The sequence below is a fragment of the Variovorax sp. 05N34 genome (assembly GCF_056397405.1).
On record NZ_JBFTNI010000001.1, the window covers coordinates 578,664 to 598,413 of the forward strand.

At 63.1% G+C, this 19,750-nt stretch carries 20 protein-coding genes and 2 tRNA genes; 9 read left to right on the forward strand and 13 right to left on the reverse strand.

Going from position 1 to position 19,750, the window contains the following annotated elements; all coding sequences use genetic code 11:
• Genes pstA through pstS form a run of 3 tightly spaced genes read right to left on the reverse strand, consistent with a single transcriptional unit; the run spans position 1 to position 3,011 of the window.
• Entirely contained in the window at positions 1-885 is an 885-nt protein-coding gene (pstA, locus tag AC1DMA_RS02850) for a phosphate ABC transporter permease PstA (protein WP_478126478.1), read from the reverse strand.
• A complete protein-coding gene (gene pstC / locus AC1DMA_RS02855; protein WP_478126479.1) occupies positions 882-1,952 on the reverse strand; it encodes a phosphate ABC transporter permease subunit PstC in 1,071 nt (356 codons plus the stop codon). Before pstC ends, pstA begins: the two co-directional genes overlap by 4 nt.
• A 21-nt stretch (positions 1,953-1,973) precedes the next feature.
• Positions 1,974-3,011, reverse strand: a complete 1,038-nt coding sequence (pstS, locus tag AC1DMA_RS02860) for a phosphate ABC transporter substrate-binding protein PstS (protein ID WP_478143149.1) — start codon at positions 3,009-3,011, stop codon at positions 1,974-1,976.
• A gap of 201 nt (positions 3,012-3,212) precedes the next feature.
• Between pstS and AC1DMA_RS02865 the strand changes: the two genes are divergently transcribed.
• Positions 3,213-4,730, forward strand: coding sequence for a Ppx/GppA phosphatase family protein (locus AC1DMA_RS02865; protein WP_478126481.1), 1,518 nt, complete (start codon positions 3,213-3,215; stop codon positions 4,728-4,730).
• Positions 4,731-4,743: 13 nt separating this feature from the next.
• Here the strand turns inward: AC1DMA_RS02865 and AC1DMA_RS02870 are convergent, their stop codons facing one another.
• From AC1DMA_RS02870 to AC1DMA_RS02880, 3 genes are all read right to left on the reverse strand, one after another.
• Positions 4,744-5,205, reverse strand: a complete 462-nt coding sequence (locus AC1DMA_RS02870) for a SixA phosphatase family protein (RefSeq protein ID WP_478126482.1) — start codon at positions 5,203-5,205, stop codon at positions 4,744-4,746.
• Between the two features lie 3 nt (positions 5,206-5,208).
• On the reverse strand, positions 5,209-7,386 hold the full coding sequence (ppk1, locus tag AC1DMA_RS02875; protein WP_478143347.1) for a polyphosphate kinase 1: 2,178 nt from the start codon (positions 7,384-7,386) through the stop codon (positions 5,209-5,211).
• Between the two features lie 89 nt (positions 7,387-7,475).
• Complete coding sequence (locus AC1DMA_RS02880; RefSeq protein ID WP_478126483.1) at positions 7,476-8,348, reverse strand: GNAT family N-acetyltransferase; 873 nt, start codon at positions 8,346-8,348, stop codon at positions 7,476-7,478.
• 133 nt (positions 8,349-8,481) lie between these two features.
• On the opposite strand from AC1DMA_RS02880, the gene AC1DMA_RS02885 reads away from it, so the two are divergent.
• The 4 genes from AC1DMA_RS02885 to AC1DMA_RS02900 all read left to right on the forward strand — a co-directional run bounded on the left by AC1DMA_RS02885 (position 8,482) and on the right by AC1DMA_RS02900 (position 11,364).
• Complete coding sequence (locus AC1DMA_RS02885) at positions 8,482-10,158, forward strand: FAD-dependent oxidoreductase (RefSeq protein ID WP_478143150.1); 1,677 nt, start codon at positions 8,482-8,484, stop codon at positions 10,156-10,158.
• Positions 10,159-10,169: 11 nt separating this feature from the next.
• Positions 10,170-10,433 (forward strand): UBP-type zinc finger domain-containing protein, encoded by a 264-nt coding sequence (locus tag AC1DMA_RS02890; RefSeq protein ID WP_478126485.1) that lies wholly within the window; start codon positions 10,170-10,172, stop codon positions 10,431-10,433.
• A 99-nt stretch (positions 10,434-10,532) separates the two neighbouring features.
• On the forward strand, positions 10,533-11,237 hold the full coding sequence (locus AC1DMA_RS02895; protein WP_478143151.1) for a glutathione binding-like protein: 705 nt from the start codon (positions 10,533-10,535) through the stop codon (positions 11,235-11,237).
• 50 nt (positions 11,238-11,287) lie between these two features.
• A tRNA-Pro gene (locus AC1DMA_RS02900) sits at positions 11,288-11,364 on the forward strand.
• Between the two features lie 82 nt (positions 11,365-11,446).
• Here the strand turns inward: AC1DMA_RS02900 and AC1DMA_RS02905 are convergent.
• From AC1DMA_RS02905 to AC1DMA_RS02915, 3 genes are all read right to left on the reverse strand, one after another.
• On the reverse strand, positions 11,447-11,638 hold the full coding sequence (locus AC1DMA_RS02905; RefSeq protein WP_478143152.1) for a DUF3606 domain-containing protein: 192 nt from the start codon (positions 11,636-11,638) through the stop codon (positions 11,447-11,449).
• Positions 11,639-11,705: 67 nt separating this feature from the next.
• Positions 11,706-12,599 (reverse strand): DUF72 domain-containing protein, encoded by an 894-nt coding sequence (locus AC1DMA_RS02910; protein ID WP_478143153.1) that lies wholly within the window; start codon positions 12,597-12,599, stop codon positions 11,706-11,708.
• Positions 12,600-12,627: 28 nt separating this feature from the next.
• Positions 12,628-12,867 (reverse strand): hypothetical protein, encoded by a 240-nt coding sequence (locus AC1DMA_RS02915; RefSeq protein WP_478143154.1) that lies wholly within the window; start codon positions 12,865-12,867, stop codon positions 12,628-12,630.
• Positions 12,868-13,032: 165 nt separating this feature from the next.
• Here AC1DMA_RS02915 and AC1DMA_RS02920 point away from each other — a divergent pair, with 165 nt between their 5' ends.
• Together AC1DMA_RS02920 and AC1DMA_RS02925 are read left to right on the forward strand one after the other, a co-directional pair.
• The gene (locus AC1DMA_RS02920; RefSeq protein WP_478143155.1) at positions 13,033-13,821 is read left to right on the forward strand and encodes an SDR family NAD(P)-dependent oxidoreductase; all 789 of its coding nucleotides are present in this window, start codon (positions 13,033-13,035) and stop codon (positions 13,819-13,821) included.
• 72 nt (positions 13,822-13,893) lie between these two features.
• Positions 13,894-13,970: transfer RNA gene (locus AC1DMA_RS02925), tRNA-Arg, on the forward strand.
• Between the two features lie 56 nt (positions 13,971-14,026).
• Here the strand turns inward: AC1DMA_RS02925 and AC1DMA_RS02930 are convergent.
• A complete protein-coding gene (locus AC1DMA_RS02930) occupies positions 14,027-15,538 on the reverse strand; it encodes an arylsulfatase (RefSeq protein ID WP_478126491.1) in 1,512 nt (503 codons plus the stop codon).
• Between the two features lie 29 nt (positions 15,539-15,567).
• Here AC1DMA_RS02930 and AC1DMA_RS02935 point away from each other — a divergent pair, with 29 nt between their 5' ends.
• A complete protein-coding gene (locus tag AC1DMA_RS02935; RefSeq protein WP_478126492.1) occupies positions 15,568-15,789 on the forward strand; it encodes a hypothetical protein in 222 nt (73 codons plus the stop codon).
• A 26-nt stretch (positions 15,790-15,815) separates the two neighbouring features.
• Here AC1DMA_RS02935 and AC1DMA_RS02940 read toward each other — a convergent pair whose 3' ends face one another.
• From AC1DMA_RS02940 to AC1DMA_RS02950, 3 genes are all read right to left on the reverse strand, one after another.
• The gene (locus AC1DMA_RS02940) at positions 15,816-16,583 is read right to left on the reverse strand and encodes an FkbM family methyltransferase (protein WP_478143156.1); all 768 of its coding nucleotides are present in this window, start codon (positions 16,581-16,583) and stop codon (positions 15,816-15,818) included.
• Between the two features lie 106 nt (positions 16,584-16,689).
• On the reverse strand, positions 16,690-17,133 hold the full coding sequence (locus AC1DMA_RS02945) for an ion channel (RefSeq protein ID WP_478143157.1): 444 nt from the start codon (positions 17,131-17,133) through the stop codon (positions 16,690-16,692).
• Positions 17,134-17,155: 22 nt separating this feature from the next.
• A complete protein-coding gene (locus AC1DMA_RS02950; RefSeq protein ID WP_478143158.1) occupies positions 17,156-18,280 on the reverse strand; it encodes an AI-2E family transporter in 1,125 nt (374 codons plus the stop codon).
• A 110-nt stretch (positions 18,281-18,390) separates the two neighbouring features.
• Between AC1DMA_RS02950 and AC1DMA_RS02955 the strand changes: the two genes are divergently transcribed.
• The gene (locus AC1DMA_RS02955) at positions 18,391-19,746 is read left to right on the forward strand and encodes a TAXI family TRAP transporter solute-binding subunit (protein WP_478143159.1); all 1,356 of its coding nucleotides are present in this window, start codon (positions 18,391-18,393) and stop codon (positions 19,744-19,746) included.
• Positions 19,747-19,750 lie beyond the last annotated feature (4 nt).

Genomic DNA, 19,750 nt, shown 5'->3' on the forward strand with positions numbered 1-19,750 from the left:
TCAGAGCTTGTTTCGCGTGAGAACGCGCGCGAGGATATTGAGGGCGAGGACCGCGACGGTGATCAGGAACACGCCGGCCCAGGCCAGGTGCTGCCAGTTCTCGTACGGGCTCATCGCGAACTTGAAGATCGTCACCGGCAGGCTCGCCATGGGCTGACGCATGTCCGCCGTCCAGAACTGGTTGCTGAGCGCGGTGAAAAGCAGCGGCGCGGTTTCGCCGGCAATGCGCGCCACTGCCAGAAGCACGCCCGTTACCACGCCGGCTCGCGCTGCGCGCAAAGTGATGCTCAGGATGACCTTCCACTTCGGTGTGCCGAGCGCATAGGCCGCTTCGCGCAAACCAGGCGGCACGAGTTGCAGCATGTTTTCGGTCGTGCGGATCACGACCGGAATCACGATCAACGCCAGGGCCAACGCACCGGCCAAGCCTGAGAACGACTTCAAGTACGCCACGACGATCGCATAGACGAACAGGCCGATGACGATCGACGGCGCCGACAGCAGGATGTCGTTGACGAAGCGCACCACGCTCGAGAGCCACCCCTTGGGGTTGTATTCGGCAAGGTAAATGCCCGCCATGATCCCGATCGGCGTACCGATGAAAGTGGCAACCCCCACCATCGCAAGCGAACCGAAGATGGCGTTGGCAATGCCTCCCTCTTCGTTGGGTGGCGGCGTTATTTCGGTCAGCGCGCTCAAAGTGAGGCCACCGATGCCCAGGCGCAGGGTCTCCCACAGAATCCAGACGAGCCAGAAGACCCCGAAAGCCATCGCAGCCAATGACAGCGTCAGCGCGACGATGTTCACCCGCTTTCGGCCGGCGAACTTGGCCGCGCGCGTTTCCTGGAGTGTCTTGGCGCTCAGCAGACGTTCAGCCGTGGTCATGATTTGGTTCCTTCGCTCTTGCGCATCTGCTGGAGCAGCAGCTTGGACAGCGACAGCACGACGAAGGTGATGAAGAAAAGCACCAGGCCGAGATACATCAGCGAAGCCTGGTGCAAGCCAGCCCCCGCCTCTGCAAACTCATTGGCAAGCACCGAAGTGATGCTGTTGGCCGCCTCGAAGACCGAGAGTGAGTTGAGTTGGTTGGTGTTGCCGATCACGAACGTGACGGCCATGGTCTCGCCCAAGGCACGGCCGAGGCCGAGCATGATGCCCCCGACGACACCGGCCTTGGTGTAAGGCAGCACGACCTTCGACACCACTTCCCAGGTGGTCGAACCGAGCCCGTAGGCGGATTCCTTGAGCAGCGGCGGCGTCACTTCGAATACGTCCCGCATCACCGAAGCAATGAACGGAATGATCATGATCGCCAGGATGATGCCGGCCGACAGAATGCCGATGCCTACCGGCGGCCCCGACACCAGTGCGCCCAGGTAAGGAACGCCCGCAAAGAGCTTCTGCAGCGGCTGCTGCACGAAGGTGGAAAGAATCGGCCCGAAGACCAGCAAGCCCCACATGCCGTAGACGATCGAAGGCACCGCCGCGAGCAATTCGATGGCGGTGCCCAGCGGGCGCTTCAGCCAGGACGGGGACATTTCGGTCAGGAACAGCGCGATGCCGAAGCTCACCGGCACCGCGATGACCAACGCAATGGCGGAGGTCGCGAGCGTCCCGTAGATCATCACGAGGCCGCCGTACTGGTCCTGCACCGGATCCCAGACGCTGCTCGTGAGAAACCCGAGCCCGAACTTCGAGATGGCCGGCCAGGCGCCGACCAGCAGCGAAAGCAGGATGCCGATCAGCATCGCCAGCGTGAGCAGCGCGGCGCCCTTGGCGGCCATGCCGAACAGGCGATCGGTGGTGGCGCCGCTGCGTGGCCGCTTGGCCGGCGGCGGACTTGCCGTGACGCGGGCACGCTCGGCTGAGCGATCGAGCGGGCTGGCGCTTGCGGGGAATGTGGTTGACACGGTTCGCTCCGAATGCGGCGCGCGATCAAGCGGAGTGCTCATGCGCGCGCCGTCGTGTCTTGCTTACTTGAAAGCGACGGGCTTGCCCGACGCGTCCTTGATGTCGCCCCAGGCGCTGGAGATGACGCCCTTGACCTTGTCGGGCATTGGCACGTAGTCGAGATCCGCAGCGGTCTTGTCGCCAGTCTTGTAGGCCCAGTCGAAGAACTTGAGCGTCGTGGCGGCTTGCACGGGCTTGTCCTGCGTCTTGTGCATCAGGATGAAGGTCGCGCCGGTGATGGGCCACGAATCCTTGCCCGACTGGTCGGTCAGCACCTGGTAGAAGGTCTTCGACCAGTCCGCGCCTGCCGCGGCGGCCTTGAATGCCGAATCGTCCGGCGACACGAAGGCGCCGTCCTTGTTCTGCATCAGCGCGTAGTTCATCTTGTTCTGCTTGACGTACGCATATTCGACATAGCCGATCGAGTTCGGCAGGCGGTTCACGAAGGCTGCGACACCTTCGTTGCCCTTGCCGCCCGCACCGTTGGGCCAATTGACTGCCGTGCCGTCGCCGACCTTGGCCTTCCACTCGGGATTGGCTTTGCTCAGGTAGTTGGTGAACAGGAACGTCGTACCCGAACCGTCGGCGCGGCGCACCGTGGCAATCGGTGCATCGGGCAGCGCCAGGCTGGGGTTCAGCGCCTTCACGGCCGGATCGTTCCACTTGGTGATCTTGCCCAGGTAGATGTCGCCGAGAACCTGTCCGCTGAGCTTGAGTTCGCCCGGCTTGATGCCCTGGATGTTGATCACCGGGACCACACCGCCGATGACGGTCGGGAACTGCATCAGCCCTTTGGTCTTGAGCTCATCGTCCGAAAGGGGCATGTCCGATGCGCCGAAATCGACCGTCTTCGCATCGATCTGCTTGATGCCCGCGCCAGAACCCACGGACTGGTAGTTGATTTTGGCCCCCGTGGCCTTGTTGAAGTCGGAGGCCCACTTTGAATACAGCGGCGCCGGGAAGCTGGCGCCGGCACCGGTGGCCTCGTCCGCAAAGGCGGAAACATGGAAGAACGCCGAGGCCAGGAGGCCGACAGCTGCGAATTTGAACGTCGTTTTCATGATGCTTCCTTTAGCTGCATAGAAACCCTTCAGAGGGCTTGGGACGGACTCTAGAAAGCTTCTGTGACAGTGCGATGACATCTGCCCACAGAGGGGAAAATGCCCCGATGCGCCCGACTCGGAATGACGCTGTCACACAAACGTCATGCGCCGCACCTAGCCTGCGGCGCTACGATCAGGCCCCGACATTTCCTCCTCACCATGCAAAACGGAACCCGCCTCGCTGCGGTCGATCTCGGCTCGAACAGCTATCGCCTCGAAATCGGTCGCGTCGATCACGGCCAGATTCACCGGGCCGAATACATCAAGGAGACCGTTCGCCAAGGCAACGGACTCGATTCTTCGCGCAACCTCACGCCCGATGCGATGCAGCGCGGCTGGGATGCGCTGGCGCGCTTCGGCGAACGCCTCGCAGGATTCAAGCGCTCCGAAGTCCGCGCGGTCGCCACGCAGACCCTGCGTGAAGCGCGCAACCGGGACGAGTTCCTGCTGCGCGCGCGCACCATTCTGGGATTCGGCATCGACGTCATCACGGGCCGCGAAGAAGCGCGCCTGATCTACCAAGGCGTGGCGCACATGCTGCCGCACACCGAAGCGACGAACCGCGAGCGCCGTCTGGTCATCGACATCGGCGGCCGTTCCACCGAAATGATCATTGGGCAAGGCCCCAAGGCGGAGGTGATGGAGTCTTATCGCGTCGGCAGCGTGGCCTGGTCGATGAAGCATTTTCCGCAAGGCGTCTTCACGACTTCGGCTTTCAAGGCCGCCGAAGTCGCTGCCAAGGCGGTGCTCGACGACGCGCTATCGACCTATGTGCCGGATCGGTGGGACGTGGCCTATGGCGCGTCCGGAACGATCGGCGCGGTGGGCGACGTGCTGGCGGTTGCCGGCAACGAGCCGGGCCTGATCACTCGCGAGGGCCTGGATTGGCTCCTCGACCGCCTGCTGAAGGCCGGCAGTGCCGACCGCCTGCGCATCGAAGGCATGCGGGAAGATCGCAAGGCGGTGATCGGCGGCGGCGTGAGCGTGCTTCGCGCGGTATTCGATCTGCTGGAAATCGACGAGATGAGAGTCGCCCAAGGCGCACTGCGCCACGGCGTGCTCTACGAATTGCTCGAGCGCGACGACACGGTTGCCGACCTGCGCGTCGGCACGGTGGCCCGGCTGGCAACCCGCTTCGCAGTGGATGGAGCGCAGGTCAAGCGCGTCGGCGAAACGGCCGCGACGCTGTTTCTGCAGCTCGATCCGAGCGCCCGGGGCGCCGACACCGCAAGTCGCGCCGGCCGCTCGCTGCGAAAACTGAGCTGGGCCGCGCAGTTGCACGAGATCGGCACCCACATCTCGCACAGCGAATACCACAAGCACGGCGCATACATCCTCGACAACGCCGATGCGCCGGGCTTTGCCGTCAACGAGATGCACTGGCTGAGCCAACTGGTGCTCGGCCACCGGGGCAAGCTGCGCAAGCTCGAAACCGTGCTGGACGACCCCACCTTCGTGCTGCAACTGTTGGCTCTGCGGGTGGCCGTGATCCTTTGCCATGCCCGGCGAGATCCCGACCTCGCCGGACTGCGCATCTCGCGGCGCGACGAGAAGATCTTCACGATCGCCTGCCGCTCGCAGTGGGTCGAGCTCTATCCGCAATCCGCGCATCTGCTGCGCGAAGAGGTACTGGCTTGGCAAAAGACCAACTGGCGGGTCGAGCTCGCCAAGGTCTGAGGTCAGCGGGGGTTCAAAGCAACTCCGGCGCCTGAACCGTGACGACCACGGTCTGCACGTCGCCGTCGCGCTCGCGGGTGCGAATCCACCAAACCGCGCCCTTGCGCACGGGGCAGCTGTCCTGCTGCAGACCCAGCAGCAGCGAGATGGCCTGCCCGAGCGATGGCTGGTGGCCGATCAGGAGCACCACCGACTTGCCGTTCGGCCAACCCGCCACGGAAAGCAGCGCGTCGGGCGTGGTGTCGGGCGCCAGTTCGCCGCGAAGCTTGTACTTGCGGCCGAGCGCCAGCGCCGTCTGCTCGCAGCGGCGCGCCGGGCTGCAGACGATGCGGGTGCCGTCGGGCAATTGGCGATCGAGCCATGCGGCCATGCGCTTGGCCTGTTTTTCGCCTCGCGACGTCAGGGAACGCTGCATGTCGTCGCAGCCCTCCGTCCAATCGTCCGCTTCAGCGTGGCGCCAGAAAATCAGGTCCATGGATCAGTCTCGTAATGCGGCGCGCCGCAGTCCGCGCGACGCGTAGCGGTTCATCAGGGCCGTCTGCGCACCATGCGCTTCAATGGCGCGCGAAGCGCCCTCCTCACCCGGATGGGTGTCCTTGTCGACGCGCCTGTAGACGCCGTCCGAACCCAGGTCCCAGGCATCACGCCCATCGTGCAGATAGGCCACCAGACATTCGTCGATGAGACGCTGGCGCAGCACCGGATCGGTCACCGGCCAGGCCAGCTCGACCCGGCGCAGCATATTGCGATTCATCCAGTCCGCGCTCGACAGGTAAAGCGATTCGTCAAGCGCCTGCCGGAAGTAGAAAACCCGCGAGTGCTCCAGAAAGCGTCCGATGACCGAACGCACGCGGATGTTGTCCGTCACGCCGGGCATGCGGGCCGGCAGCGTGCATGCACCGCGCACGATCAGGTCGATCTTCACGCCCTTCTGCCCCGCGCTGACGAGTGCGGCGATCAGGTCTTCGTCAGTCAGCGCATTCATCTTGGCGACGATGCGCGTCGGCTCGCCGGCTTCCGAGGCCGCACCGAGCGCGTTGATGCGGGCGATGAGATTGCGATGCAGGTCGAAGGGCGCGACCCACATGCGATTGAGCTTCGGCAGGCGGCTCTGGCTGGCCATGTGGACGAAGACCGCTTCCATGTCCGCCGTCAACAAGGGGTCGGCGGTCAGATGGCTGATATCCGTGTAGAGCGCCGCCGTGCGCGGGTTGTAGTTGCCGGTCGAAAGATGGCCGTAGCGGCGCATGTGCTTGCCTTCACGTCGCGTGATCAGCAGCATCTTCGCGTGCGTCTTCAGGCCGACGACGCCGTAGACGACCTGCGCGCCGATCGACTCCAGCATTTCCGCCCAGTTGATGTTCGCCTCTTCATCGAAGCGCGCCTTGAGCTCGACAACCACCGTCACTTCCTTGCCACGGCGCACTGCCTCGCGCAGCAGATCCATCAGCTCGGAGTCGGTGCCCGTGCGGTAGATCGTCTGCTTGATCGCCAGCACCTGCGGGTCCTGAACTGCCTCTCGCAGGAAGGCCAACACGCCCTCGAAGCTCTCGAACGGCTGGTGGATGAGCGCGTCGCCGCGCCGCAGCCTGTCGAAGAAGGACTGCCCCGGCGAAAGCGTGATCGGGTAGGAGGCCTCATAAGGCTGAAACCGCAGCTGCGGCTCGTCGAGCAAGTCGATGAGCTGCGTCAGCCGAGCGAGATTGACCGGCCCGTGCACGCGGTAAAGCGCCTGCGTCGGCAGGTTGAACTGCGCCAGCAGGAAACTCGCCAGCGATTCGGCACAGCTCGACGACACCTCCAGCCGAACGGCCTGCCCATAGTGCCGGTGCTGCAAGCCCTGTCGCAGCGCAGTACGCAGGTTCTTGACGTCTTCCTCGTCAACGGCGAGGTCGGAATGGCGCGTCACCCGAAACTGCGAAAACTCCCCAACTTCGCGCCCCGGAAACATGCTCGAAAGATGCGCCCGCACGATGCTCGACAGCGCGATGAACAGCGTCTTGCCGCCCGATACCTTCGCCGGCAGCCGGATCACGCGCGGCAGAACCCGCGGCACCTTCACGATGGCGATCGGGTTCTCGCGGCCGAAGGCATCCTTGCCGCTGAGCCGCACGATGAAGTTGAGCGACTTGTTGGCGACTTGCGGAAACGGATGCGCCGGGTCCAACCCGACAGGGATCAGCAGCGGCCGAACTTCGCGCTCGAAATAGTCGCTGACCCACTTGCGCTGGACCGGATTGCGCTCCCCATGCGAGACGATCCGGATGCCTTGGCTCGCAAAGGCAGGAATCAGCTTGTCGTTGTAGAGCGAGTATTGCTGCGCCACCAGCGCATGCGCCGCCTCGGCCAGCCGCTCGAAGGAATCGACGCTGTAGCTGCCCTTGCGCACGCCCGCCACGCTCGCCCCCAGGTGCGGCGCGGCGCGAACTTCGAAAAACTCGTCGAGGTTGGACGAAACGATGCAGAGATAACGCAGCCGCTCTATCAGCGGCACCTCGGGGCGCTGCGCCCAATCGAGCACCCGTTCATTGAAAGCCAGGATGCTGTGGTCGCGGTCGAGCAGCGTCAGTGCCGGCTTGCCGGCGACAGCCAGACTGTCGACGGTTTCGGGCGGCGTGGATAAAAATTCTGGTACGACCGGCACGGACTCAACCATAAGCCAAAACATGACAGTTTCCACGTCCATCGTGACAGTTGCATGACAACGGCGTGACGGCCTCGTCGCCCTTTGTGTCGCCCTTGGTATCAATGGCCGAGAAAGTGCTTTCGATAGCGTGCAGGCAGATCGTCGATGCGCATCAGCATCGGCAAATCGGCCGTGTTGAAGTCCGGGTCCCAGGCCGGTGGCCCGAGAACCTTGGCCCCCAGCCGAAGGTAGCCTTTGATCAGGGCCGGCGGCTCGATGTCCAGGGCGCTGTCGAGCCGATGCACCGGCAGCGGCAGCCGCGGCTGGACGTGGTACTGAATGGGCGCCATGTGGGTTGCCGAAAGCTGGCGCCAAATGCTGGCGGCCGCATCGCCGCTGGTCACACCGTGATGGCACATCGGGATGCTGGCGCAGCCGATCATCGTGTCCAGCTTGTTGCGCTTCATGAAAGCAGCCAGTGCGCCCCACAGCGCCAGAATCACTCCGCCTTGACGATGGTCCGCATGCACGCAGCTTCGGCCCAGCTCGACCATGCGCTCGCGCAAGTCACGCAAGCGAGTCAGATCGAATTCAGTATCGCTGTAGGTGCTGCCGACACGCTTCGCCTGGGCGGGCGTAAGCACGCGATAGGTGCCGATGACGCGGCCAGTCGCGTCGTCTCGGACCAGAAGATGCTCGCAAAAGTCGTCGAACAGGTCGATGTCGTGGTTTTCGATCGGCGTCGCCAGGCGCGCGCCCATCTCGCCTGCAAAGACTTCGAAGCGCAGGCGCTGCGCTGCACGGACGTCGTCCTGGTGGCGCGCCCAGCTCACGCTGATGCCGCCGGCCAAAGGCTCTGGCGCCGCCGGCACCTGCGATGTTTTGGGCACAAGTATTGCTGCTGGACGCTGAGTCGCACCCGAGCCCGGCCAGAAAGCAGGACGCAAACCCAGTTGCGAGAACGGAAACGTCGGTGTGGGCAGTTCTTTCATTCGGGTCCCTTTCTGCAGACGGAGTCTCGGGACATGAAGTGAAACAAGCATGTCAGTCGGGTGGCATTTGCGTGACGCGCGCGAAGCCTCGCGCTTCATCGTTTAATGCCGAAGATTCGCCAACGGAGATTTCATGGCCAACGAAACCAGGGTGGAGGTCGAAACCCGCCGCCATCAGATGTTCCCCAAGCTGAGCGCGCAGGACATCTCACGCATCAGGCGCTTCGGGAGCGTCCGTCATTACCACGCCGGCGCGTGTCTCTTCACGGCCGGGGAACCCGGACCCGGCATGTTCGTCGTGCTCGAAGGCGTGGTGGCGATCAGCCAACGCGACGGGCTCGGGCATGTCGTGCCGATCGAACGCCAAGGGCCAGGCCAGTTCCTCGCCGAAGTCGCGCAGCTTTCGGGCCGGCCGGCGCTGGTCGACGGGCATGCGGAAAGCGAAGTCGAAACGCTGCTGGTGCCGCCGGAGCAATTGCGCGCCCTCATCATTGCCGAGGCCGATCTCGGCGAAAGGCTGGTCCGCGCCATGATCCTGCGGCGCGTGGCTCTCATCGAATCGGGCGCCAGCGGCCCTGTGCTGATCGGCCCGCCGCAATCGGCCGAGGTGATGCGAATCCAGAACTTCCTCGGTCGCAACGGGCATCCCTACCACGTCGTCGACGCCACGCAAGACGCCGACGCCGCCGCGCTGCTCGAGCAGTACGGCGAGGTCGATCTGCTGGTTGTGTGCCCGAACGGGTCCGTCATGGCCAATCCGACTGAGAACGCGCTGGCGCGCTGTCTCGGCATGGTCGACTCCATCGAGCACGAAGATCTTTTCGATGTGCTGGTGGTCGGCGCCGGACCGGCGGGCCTGGCAACCGCCGTCTACGCCGCATCGGAAGGCTTGCGCGTCATCGTCGTGGACTGCCGCTTCTTCGGCGGCCAGGCAGGCGCCAGCGCCCGTATTGAAAACTACCTCGGCTTTCCGACCGGCATCTCCGGAGGCGCCCTTGCCGGCCGCGCCTACGTGCAGGCGCAGAAGTTCGGCGTCGAGATGCTGATTCCGGCGCAGGTCGCCTCGCTCGATTGCAGCCGGGCCGAGTCGGACGGCGAAGTCTCCGTGCAGCTGGTCGACGGGCGCAAGCTCCGGTGCAGGACTCTGGTGATTGCCAGCGGCGCGCGTTATCGCCGCCCCGAAGTGCCGCGGCTGGCCGAATTTGAGGGGCGCGGCATCTGGTACTGGGCGTCGGCGCTGGAGGCCAAGCTCTGCGCGCATCAGGAGGTCGCCTTGGTCGGCGGCGGCAATTCTGCAGGGCAGGCGGCGGTATTTCTTTCGCAACACGCGGTCAAGGTCAACGTGCTGGTGCGCGGGCCCTCGCTCGCGGCAACCATGTCGCGCTACCTGATCGATCGCATCGAAGCGACGCCCAACATCGAGCTTCATCCGCATACCGAACTCGTGGAGTTGCAAGGCGAGCCATCGACCGGCCTGAACGGCGCCACATGGCGCGACCGCCGCAGCGGCAATCAGCATGACTGCCCCGCACGCAATATCTTTCTCTTCATCGGCGCCGTGCCCGAGACGGATTGGCTCGAAGGCTGCGGTGTCGCGCTCGACAAGCACGGCTTCGTGCTGACCGGGCCAGAGGCGCGCGGCGGCTTTCCGGCGAAAGTCGCGGCGCCGCTCGAATCGAGTGTGCCGGGCGTCTTCGCGGTCGGCGACGTGCGCTCGGGCTCCGTCAAGCGCGTCGGCGGCGCAATCGGCGAAGGCGCGGCAGTGGTCGCACTCATCCATCAACACCTTGCGTCATCGACTCAACCTTGAGGAAGCACCCGATGTCCAGCATCCGTCCTTGTTCCCACGTGCCCGACACGATCGTTCCGCCCAAGTCGGCCGGATGCGAGGAATGCCTCGCCATGGGCGACCAGTGGGTCCATCTGCGTCTTTGCGTCCATTGCGGCCACGTAGGCTGCTGCGACTCGTCCAAGAACCGGCACGCGACGCGGCACTACAAGGCAACCGGACATCCGGTGGTCGCCTCCCTCGAGCGCGGCGAAGACTGGATGTGGTGCTACGCGCACGAAGCGCAGGTGGGCTGATCCGATCCCTCCACCGCCTGCCCTGCACGCCCTGTCCTGCACGAAAGGCCGGCAAAAGCTATGCTGGCCGGCCTTGTCACCACATCTGGATCCAGAGACATGCCCCAAGCACCCATCGACGCCTATTCCTGGGCCACGCCCAACGGCCACAAGATTCACATCATGTTGGAGGAATGCGGCCTCCCTTATCGCGCACACCCGGTCAATATCGGCAAAGGCGATCAGTTCGATCCCGCATTCCTGAAGATCAGCCCCAACAACAAGATCCCGGCCATCACCGACCCCGAGGGCCCGGACGGCAAACCGATCTCGCTCTTCGAGTCGGGTGCGATCCTCGTCTACCTTGCAGGCAAGACCGGCAAGTTCCTGCCGACCGATGTTCGAGGCCGGTATGCGGTGCTCGAGTGGCTGATGTTCCAGATGGGCAGCGTCGGCCCGATGCTCGGCCAGGCTCATCACTTTCGCAACTACGCACCCGAGAAGATCGGCTATGCGATCGACCGCTATTCGAACGAAGCCAAGCGCATCTACGGCGTGATAGACAAACAGCTTTCGGCCAACGAGTTCATTGCCGGCGAGACCTATTCGATCGCCGACATCGCGATCTTTCCCTGGTTGCGCAGCTGGGAAAACCAAGGCATCGTGCTCACCGAGTATCCGCACCTCAAGCAGTGGTTTGACGGCATCGCGGCCCGGCCCGCAGTGCAACGCGGCGTCAAGGTGCTCGCAGACCTGCGCACGCCGATCACAGGCGACAAGGAACGGGAAATCCTGTTCGGCAAATCGCAATATCAACGTCGCTGACCGCAAAAAAGCAAAACGCGCTTTTCGTCAGGTTAGAATCGCGGGCTTGTCGGGGTGTAGCGCAGCCTGGTAGCGCATCTGGTTTGGGACCAGAGGGTCGAAGGTTCGAATCCTTTCGCCCCGACCATCCATCGTGAACGGGGACAACGGCCAATGCCGTTGTCCCCGTTTCCATTTGGCCCCCGTTCCCATTTGGGCGCCCTGCAAGCTCAGCCCGCTCTCCCACTCGACTCCAGATGCTCCCGCACGGCGCTCACGTGGTTGCCGACTTTGGACAAGGCGCTCTGCAGCGCCGCCTCGCTACAGTGCAATTGCCCGCACCAGTACCTGATCTCGACCCGGTCGTCAGTGTTGATGCGACCCGGATCCAGCGGCTTGAAATTGCTCAGATCGTCCGGCATTTGGCCTCCCGAATGCGATTTCCGGCTGATTCTTATAGGCCTGCGAGAACCGCTTTGCAAGCGCCCTTCAGCCGTGCGCCAGCAACATCTTCATGAAAGCAATACCGTTGCGCTGGCCCTTGTCTTCGTCGCAGTTGTTGAAGATCAAATGCGTGTTGCGCACTTTGTAGGCCAGCCGAATGACCTCGACCATGATTTCGCGAAGTTCCTGATCCGGGTAGTCGTAGTCGAAACGCTCCGCAGCGGAGCTCGCGCCCTTGGTGTTGTAGGTGTCGACATTGCGGCCGTGCAGCCGCACCAGTGCGTAGTCCGGGTTCGTCGTCTCGGCCAGCAAGGGAACGCTGTTCGCAAAGCCCTGAGGCCCATCGACCACAGTGTGAACAGCGCGCAATTCACGCAGAAAGCTCATGGTGTCCGCGCGATTCGACTCATCGAACCATGAAGCATGGCGAAACTCGACGCTGACCGTGTGCCCATCCATCTGTTCGATGCAATGCTCGACATGCGCATAGCCCTCCCGGTTGCACATCAACCAGGGCGGGAACTGGAAGTGAACCAGACCCAGCTTGCCGGCGGTCTTGAGCGGCGCGATGGCATCGATGAACCGTCTCCACAACTCGGTTCGGATCTCCGGCGGCGTGGTGCGGTAGTGGAGCGTCTTGGTCGAGCCCAATGCCTCCTTGATGTCCTTGTGCAGCACCTTCGGGTCGGTCTGATGGCCGGTGAAGAGCCGGAACGCCTTCACATTGAAGACGAAGTTCTCGGGCGTGCGTTCGGTCCAATTGAACACAGTCATCGGCGCAGGAATGCCGTAATAGCTGCTGTCCACTTCCACCAGCGGAAAGATGGAAGAGTAGAAGCGCAGGCGCGCCTCGGGTGTCTTCACTTCCTTTGGATAGAAGCGCCCACAGTCGATCAGCGTCTTGTCAGTCCATGAAGCGGTGCCGACAAGAATGGCCATGACCCGTGCCTATGCCTTTGCTGCGCCGCTAGCGGCACTCGCAGACCGCGCCGCGCGTGCACACGCTCGCGGTCGTGGCGCCCGCCCTGCAGCTCGCCCTGGCGCTGGCGCCGGCCGGACACGAGATGTTGCAGCCCAGGCAAGCGCCCGCGACCGGCGCCTCGCAGTAGCTGCCCACCTGTGGATCGTTCATGGCGGTGCCGGACACTTTTCCGAATTGAGCACAGCCGGACAACAGCACGGCCGCAAGGATCAAGGCGAACTTCATTCAAAACTCCAGAACATCGAACACTCGCGCGGGCGAAAACTCTCTCGCAGGGTAGCCAGCGGAACGGAACGGAAAAAAAAGGGAGTATCGGCCAAAGTCCAGCCCGCGCGCACGCCGTCGCTGACGCACTCACAATTCAGGCTTCTCGATCGCATCGGAGCTGACATGGATCTTCAATTGGCTGGCAAACATGTGCTCGTCACCGGCGGCAGCCGGGGCATCGGCCTGGCGTGTGCTTTGGCGTTCCTGCAAGAAGGCGCCCGCGTGAGCCTGTCCGGACGGACGCAGGCACATCTCGATGCCGCGGTGGCAAAAATGGGTTCGGCGGGGCACAAAGTGAGCGGCTATTGCGCAGACCTCACGGACGCGCGCGCGGCTTTGCAGATGGTGGAAGCAGCGCAGGTCGGATCGGGTCCGATCGACATCCTGGTCAACTCCGCCGGGGCGGCACGGCGGACCCCCTTCGACGAATTGCAGCCGCAGACGTGGCACGACGCCATGCAGGCGAAGTTTTTTACCTATGTGAATGTGATGGATCCGGTCATCAAGCGGATGGGCGAGCGCGGTTCCGGCTCCATCGTGAATGTGATCGGCATGGGCGGCAAGATCGCCTCGCCCACTCATCTCGCGGGCGGCGCGGCCAACGCTGCGTTGATGCTCGCGACCGCCGGCCTCGCTGCCGCCTACGGGCCGCGCGGCGTTCGCGTGAACGCCGTGAATCCGGCACTGACCCTGACCGACCGGATGGCCGAAGGCATTGCGGCCGATGCGCGACTGCGAAAGGTCACGGAAGCCGAAGTGCTGCGCGACGCCGAGGCTCGCATGCCGCTCGGCCGGCTCGCCAAGCCGGAGGACATTGCCAACGCGGTCGTCTTTCTCGCATCGCCGAATGCAGGCTATGTCTCTGGTGCCATCCTGTCGATGGATGGGGCCGCCGTGCCGATGGTGGTTTGAGTTTCGAGCGACCGGGGAGACTCGGGAAAGTGCGGGGTCGATCGGCACCGTAAAATCCCGGCCACATATTCACTGCCCGTAGCTCAGTTGGATAGAGCACCTGCCTTCTAAGCAGGTTGTCGGGGGTTCGATCCCCTCCGGGCAGGCCATATCACGGTCTACATTCCTCGAGTCCGCAAAGCGTTGCGTCGGCTCAGCACCGCGCTCAGGTTTTCGGCATCAACTTTTCAACCACTTGGTCGATGCTGAAACTCGCGGCACGCGCACGTGGCGGAAACTCCTTGAAGGTCTCCAGCCACTTGGCAAGCAGCGGGGGTGCCGCGTATTGCAGAGGAACGTTTTCGACGAACCAATCGTTGTACTTGAAGCTTTCCTCTCCACGCTCGAACGGATCGGCCCGCAGGTCGAAGAATTTCGGAATCCGCATCTGCGATAGCGGCTCGCGCCAGACAGCGAGTCCCGTGCTGCGCTGCTCGGCAAAGACGATCTTGAAGCGCCCCATCCGCATCGCCATCATGTCGCCGTCGTCGCTCCAATAGAGAAACCCTTCGCGTGGGCACTTTTCCTCCTTGCCCGACAAGAAGGGCATCAGGTTGTAGCCGTCGAGATGGACTTTGTAGGTTTTCTCGCCGATCTGGTAGCCCTTCTTCACCTTGGCTGGCAGATCGGGTTCGCCGTTGGCCGCCGCGAATGTGGGTATGAAATCCTGCAGCGAGCAGATGTCGTTGATGACCCGTCCGGGCTCAATGACGCCCGGCCAGCGCATCACGCAGGGGATGCGCCACCCACCCTCCCAGTTGGTGTCCTTTTCGCCGCGAAACGGCGTGGCGCCACCGTCGGGCCACGACAGCACTTCGGCGCCGTTGTCGGTGGTGAAGACGACGATGGTGTTGTCGGCGACGCCGAGGTCATCGAGCTTCTGCAGCAGTTCCCCAACGTAGCCGTCGAGCTCGACCATGCCGTCGGGATAGAGTCCGATGCCGGTCTTGCCACGCGACGATTCCTTCAGGTGCGTGAAGACGTGCATGCGCGTGGGATTGAAGTAGCAGAACCACGGCGCGCCTTCCTTCGTCTTGCGATCCATGAAGTCCAATGCGGCGCCGATGAACTCCTCGTCCACGGTTTCCATGCGCTTGCGCGTGAGCGGGCCGGTGTTCTCGATGACCTGCTTGCCGACTTTGCCAAACTGCTCGTCGACGGTCGCATCATCCTTGTCCGTCGCCTTGCACTTCATCACGCCGCGTGGACCGTACTTCTTCCGGAAGGCAGGGTCCTTCGGATAGTTCTCGTACTCCGGCTCCTCTTCAGCGTTCAGGTGGTACAGGTTGCCAAAGAACTCGTCGAAGCCATGCACCGTCGGCAGGTGCTCGTTGCGGTCGCCCAGATGGTTCTTGCCGAACTGCCCAGTGGCATAGCCAAAGCCCTTCAGGAACTCGGCAATGGACGGGTCCTCCGCACTGAGGCCCAACGTGGCACCGGGAGTTCCCACCTTCGTGAGGCCGGTGCGGATCGGCGCCTGCCCGGTGATGAACGCGGCGCGTCCTGCTGTGCAACTCTGCTGTCCGTAGAAGTCGGTGAACAAGGCCCCCTGTCGGGCGATCCTGTCGATGTTCGGCGTCCGATACCCCATGACGCCGAGGTTGTAGGCGCTGACATTGAACCAGCCGATGTCGTCGGCCATGATGAAAAGAATGTTCGGCTTGCTTGCGGTGGACATGGATTCTCCTTCGGCAGTAGGAAACACGTGTGGAATCGGCGACCCACATCTTCCGCCGACAGAGCGCCCAACGAAATTGCACCTTTGTGCATCGCTTGTTGCACCTCTACGCCCGCCAGCACAAACCAATCCCCGGCATCCGCACCGGCGACGTGCGCAACACCAGCGTCACCAACGTGGACGTGAGCAACGTCCCAGCCAGCTGCGTGCCTGTGAACGGGGGGCTGATCTATGGCAGTGCGGAGCGCTGACAGCGACGCGCTGGTGTGGACCGGCGCTATTGCCTCACATACCAATCATCAAAACCAGAGATTTCCTCGAGTTTCCGTGTGTATCCGTTGCGACTTAAAAGGGTAAAGATCTTCTCGCGAGCGGGCGTGTAGTTGTGCTCGCAAGTGATCACCTTGAACGAATGCTTCCCGAAATCAAACGCGCTCAAAATTTCGTACTCACTGCCTTCCGTATCTATCGACAAATAGTCGATGTCCTGCGGTGCGTGGTGCCTGTCGAGCATATCGTCCAGCGAGATGGTTTTCACCAGGTAACGACTGCCCGACTGCCGGTCGTGCGCGTCGCCGCTTGCCACCGATGCGACGGTCGAGAGTTCCGCATCGTCGACTTCGTTGAATTCGAGACTCAGTCCCGATTTCGACCACACGCACTCGTGTTCAATCGCGGCGGTCCTGTTTCGCGAAAGCTGGCTATGCCAGGAGTGCGCTGGCTCGGCAAGGATGCCGGACCAGCCGAACTCCTTTTCCATCAAGTGCGTGTTGCTCAGGCCGACGCCGTCAGTGGCGCCGAACTCAACGAAGGACCCGCCTCGCTTGAATTGAAGTTCCGAAAGCACGAAAAGATCTTGCCGAAGCTGACTTTTCGACAGCGGGAAGTTTTGCAGTATGGCCGCTGCGCAGCTTGAGTCGGACATGGTCATGAGGAACTTCATGTCAGCATCCGTCTTCAGCATGTGATCCAGGCTGGCCGCCTTCACCAGAGCAAGATCGAATTTTCGAAGAACGCTCTTCAGGGCTTGTTTCGGTTCGATCATTGTTCTTAGCAGTGGTCCACTGAGTTTGTGAAAGTCGGCGCCAAGGTGCGCCCGCACTTTAGCGCGCCACCGCTTCCTCGGCAATCAAATGGGGGAAGCGCCCGGCTCAAAGACTTTGCCCGTCTCTCTCGGCCTGCGCCCTGATCATCTGCTGCAGCACCGCCATCAGCGCGGCGCCCGTCAGACCGAACATCAATACGCCGTTTGCGGCCTCCAGTGGGCCGAGCAGCTTCCAGGGCTTGGTCATCACGACATCGCCATAGCCGAGCGAGCTGAAGTTCACTGCCGAGTGGTACACCGCCTCATACAACTCGCTGAACTCGCCCAGCATCATGAACAGAAATCCCCAAATCATGATCTGAAGGAAATTGCCAAGCACCAGCACGACCATCACGACGAGAAGCGAGCGGATCTGCACAAACGGTCCCGCGATGACCGCTTGATGAATTGCCCTGCCGGAGTAGTAGCGAACGCTCCAGAACGTGAAGCTCGCCTGCAGCACCAGGCAAAACAGGATGGTCGGTAGCCCGACCGCCAGGTTCCTCAGCACGTCGTGCCCTGCACCAGGGGAATCAAGGCAAGTTCGGCAAATCCGCCTCCACGACGACGACGTTCGGGTCCGTCGCCACCCACCGCATGAGGATCTGATAGCCAAGGCTCAACGCGGTCGCGCCGATGAACATGCCGAGAATGCCGGCGCCGGCCAGCCCGCCCAATGCACCCAGCAGCACCACCGGCATGGGCGCATCCACGCCCCGGCCCAGCAGGAGAGGCTTGAGCACGTTGTCGAGCATGCCCGCAACAGCCAATAGCACCGAGTAGATGACCGCCGGCATGGTGTCGTAGTTGCCGCTCAGCCAGATGTAGGCAATGACGGGCAGCGTCACCAGCAGCGCCGGCACCTGCGCAACGCCAAGCACCAGGACAACCATTGCGAGCACGCCGGCAAATGGAACGGCGGCGACGATCATCACGATGCCCACCACCATCGCCTGGATGAAGGCTACGCCCACGACGCCCAATGCGACTGCGCGGATGGTCGACGTGGCCAGCGCAGCGAACTCCACGCCCCGCTGGTTGCCAACGATGCGCCCAAGGATCGATCGCGACGCGTCGGCGCCCGACTCCCCGAAGGCCATGATCACCCCCGCGATGACGAACGAGAACATGAATAGAAGCACCGTGCCCGCGATGCTCGCCACCATCTCCAGTGCCTTGGAGGCCAGCTCGCCAAGCTGCGGCTGCATTCTCTGGACGACCGACGGCAAGTCGTTGTGTGCCAGCGACCAGGCGCCACTCACCTTCGGCCCGATGACCGGCCAATCCGCGATTCCTGGCGGCGGCGGCGGAACCGCGAGCTTGTTGTCCCGCAGCCGCTCAACGGTCTCATGCACCGAATCACCCATCGAGCCGAGGACCACCGCCATCGGAACCACGATCAGCGCGATGCCGCCCAGCACGACCAAAGTCGCCGCCAGCCCCTGTTTGCCGCCCAGCTTGGCAGCCAATGCCTGATGCCCCGGATAGATCGTCACTGCCAGAATCAGCGCCCAAGCCATCATCGAGATGAACGGCGCGAAGATCTTGAAACACAACAGCGTCAGTGCGAGGACCAGCCCGGCGCGGATGAACACGTCCATCAGCTTTCGGGCGACCCGTGTTTCGAGGACCAGGTCCGGCTTTAAAAGCGTAGTCATGGGTCGACCTTCGAAAGTAGACGACCTCGGAATTCTCCGGCGATGGGTTTTGCTGGACTTGACAACTCTCAAGCGCGAAGCAATCAGCCAATGGCAGGATGCAGGCTCTGATGCGACTCGGTGACCTCCCTGTCGAACCGCGACACGAACAACTGCGCTGGACGCTGATCGCGGTGGCGAGCATCGCGTTGGCATTTCTGGGCGCATGGCTGTTGCTGAGTGCGATTCCGCGCCATATCGTTCTTGCGTCGGGCCTGCCGGACGGTATGTACCACCAGTACGCGCAGCGCTACAAGCAGATCCTGGCGCGGGATGGTGTCACCGTCGAAGAACGCATCACTGGAGGCGCCGACGAAAACGAGCGCCTGCTGCGCGATCCGAAGTCGGGGGTGGATGTGGCTTTCGTGCATGGCGGCGTGGTGCGCCCCCACGAGCGCGACGACCTGGTCATGCTCGCCGCGCTGTATTACGAGCCATTGTGGATCTTCTACCGCGACACGGTCGTCCACGAGCACTTCGACGAGCTTCGCCACAGGCGCCTCGCCGTGGGTTCACCGGGCAGCGGCGTGCGGGCCTTCATGGAGCCGCTGCTTGCCGCCAACAACATCACCAGCCTCAACTCCGAACTGGTGCCGCTGGTCAATCTGGAGGCCTTGCGCGCGCTGCAGGCTGGAACGGTAGACGCCGCGTTCCTGATCGGACCCGCGCAGTTTCCGGCCATATGGCAGGCCCTGCACGACCCGGAACTGAAGCTGCTGAGCCTGGGGCGCGCGGAGGCTTATCAGCGCCGCTTTCCCTACATCACCAAACTGACCTTGCCGCCAGGGACCATCGATCTCGAAGAGCACATTCCAAACGATGAGGTGAAGCTGATCGGCACCAAGGCCATGCTGGTCGCGCGCGACGGTCTGTCGCCGGCGATCATCAACTTGCTGCTGGAGGCCGCGCGCGAGCTGCATGGGAATCAGGGATTTTTCGAGGCCGACGACGAATTTCCGAATACGTCGATGGTCGACCTGCCGGTGTCGAGCGATGCGAGCCGCCATCATCGATTCGGCCCGAGCATGCTTCACCGGTACCTGCCCTTTACGGTCGCCGCTTACCTCGAACGCCTGATCGTGCTGCTGTTGCCGGTGATCTTCGTGATTGTTCCATTGACCAATGTCGTGCCGCGACTGATTCGCTGGCGCATGCGCTCGCGCATCTATCGCTGGTATGGAGAGCTGGCACTGCTCGAACGGGACGTCAGGACACGGACCGGCACCCTGCCACTCGACCAGTGGTTGCTCGACCTCGGCCGCATCGAGCAGGCCGCTGCACGCATCCGCGCGCCGTTGAGCTACGCGAGCGAGGCCTACACGCTGCGGGAGCACATCGGGCTGGTGCGGAGCGCCGTGACGGCCAAGGCACGGGGCGCCAGCGGAAACGGCAACGGAAACGGCAACGGCGATGCGCCTGCGCCTTGACAGA

What these genes read in the sequence shown, in the direction of transcription:
- pstA (WP_478126478.1), bottom strand. Translation starts at nt 885, where the DNA reads ATGACCACGGCTGAACGTCTGCTGAGCGCCAAGACACTCCAGGAAACG.
- pstC (WP_478126479.1), bottom strand. Translation starts at nt 1,952, where the DNA reads ATGAGCACTCCGCTTGATCGCGCGCCGCATTCGGAGCGAACCGTGTCA.
- pstS (WP_478143149.1), bottom strand. Translation starts at nt 3,011, where the DNA reads ATGAAAACGACGTTCAAATTCGCAGCTGTCGGCCTCCTGGCCTCGGCG.
- AC1DMA_RS02865 (WP_478126481.1), top strand. Translation starts at nt 3,213, where the DNA reads ATGCAAAACGGAACCCGCCTCGCTGCGGTCGATCTCGGCTCGAACAGC.
- AC1DMA_RS02870 (WP_478126482.1), bottom strand. Translation starts at nt 5,205, where the DNA reads ATGGACCTGATTTTCTGGCGCCACGCTGAAGCGGACGATTGGACGGAG.
- ppk1 (WP_478143347.1), bottom strand. Translation starts at nt 7,386, where the DNA reads ATGGTTGAGTCCGTGCCGGTCGTACCAGAATTTTTATCCACGCCGCCC.
- AC1DMA_RS02880 (WP_478126483.1), bottom strand. Translation starts at nt 8,348, where the DNA reads ATGAAAGAACTGCCCACACCGACGTTTCCGTTCTCGCAACTGGGTTTG.
- AC1DMA_RS02885 (WP_478143150.1), top strand. Translation starts at nt 8,482, where the DNA reads ATGGCCAACGAAACCAGGGTGGAGGTCGAAACCCGCCGCCATCAGATG.
- AC1DMA_RS02890 (WP_478126485.1), top strand. Translation starts at nt 10,170, where the DNA reads ATGTCCAGCATCCGTCCTTGTTCCCACGTGCCCGACACGATCGTTCCG.
- AC1DMA_RS02895 (WP_478143151.1), top strand. Translation starts at nt 10,533, where the DNA reads ATGCCCCAAGCACCCATCGACGCCTATTCCTGGGCCACGCCCAACGGC.
- AC1DMA_RS02905 (WP_478143152.1), bottom strand. Translation starts at nt 11,638, where the DNA reads ATGCCGGACGATCTGAGCAATTTCAAGCCGCTGGATCCGGGTCGCATC.
- AC1DMA_RS02910 (WP_478143153.1), bottom strand. Translation starts at nt 12,599, where the DNA reads ATGGCCATTCTTGTCGGCACCGCTTCATGGACTGACAAGACGCTGATC.
- AC1DMA_RS02915 (WP_478143154.1), bottom strand. Translation starts at nt 12,867, where the DNA reads ATGAAGTTCGCCTTGATCCTTGCGGCCGTGCTGTTGTCCGGCTGTGCT.
- AC1DMA_RS02920 (WP_478143155.1), top strand. Translation starts at nt 13,033, where the DNA reads ATGGATCTTCAATTGGCTGGCAAACATGTGCTCGTCACCGGCGGCAGC.
- AC1DMA_RS02930 (WP_478126491.1), bottom strand. Translation starts at nt 15,538, where the DNA reads ATGTCCACCGCAAGCAAGCCGAACATTCTTTTCATCATGGCCGACGAC.
- AC1DMA_RS02940 (WP_478143156.1), bottom strand. Translation starts at nt 16,583, where the DNA reads ATGATCGAACCGAAACAAGCCCTGAAGAGCGTTCTTCGAAAATTCGAT.
- AC1DMA_RS02950 (WP_478143158.1), bottom strand. Translation starts at nt 18,280, where the DNA reads ATGACTACGCTTTTAAAGCCGGACCTGGTCCTCGAAACACGGGTCGCC.
- AC1DMA_RS02955 (WP_478143159.1), top strand. Translation starts at nt 18,391, where the DNA reads ATGCGACTCGGTGACCTCCCTGTCGAACCGCGACACGAACAACTGCGC.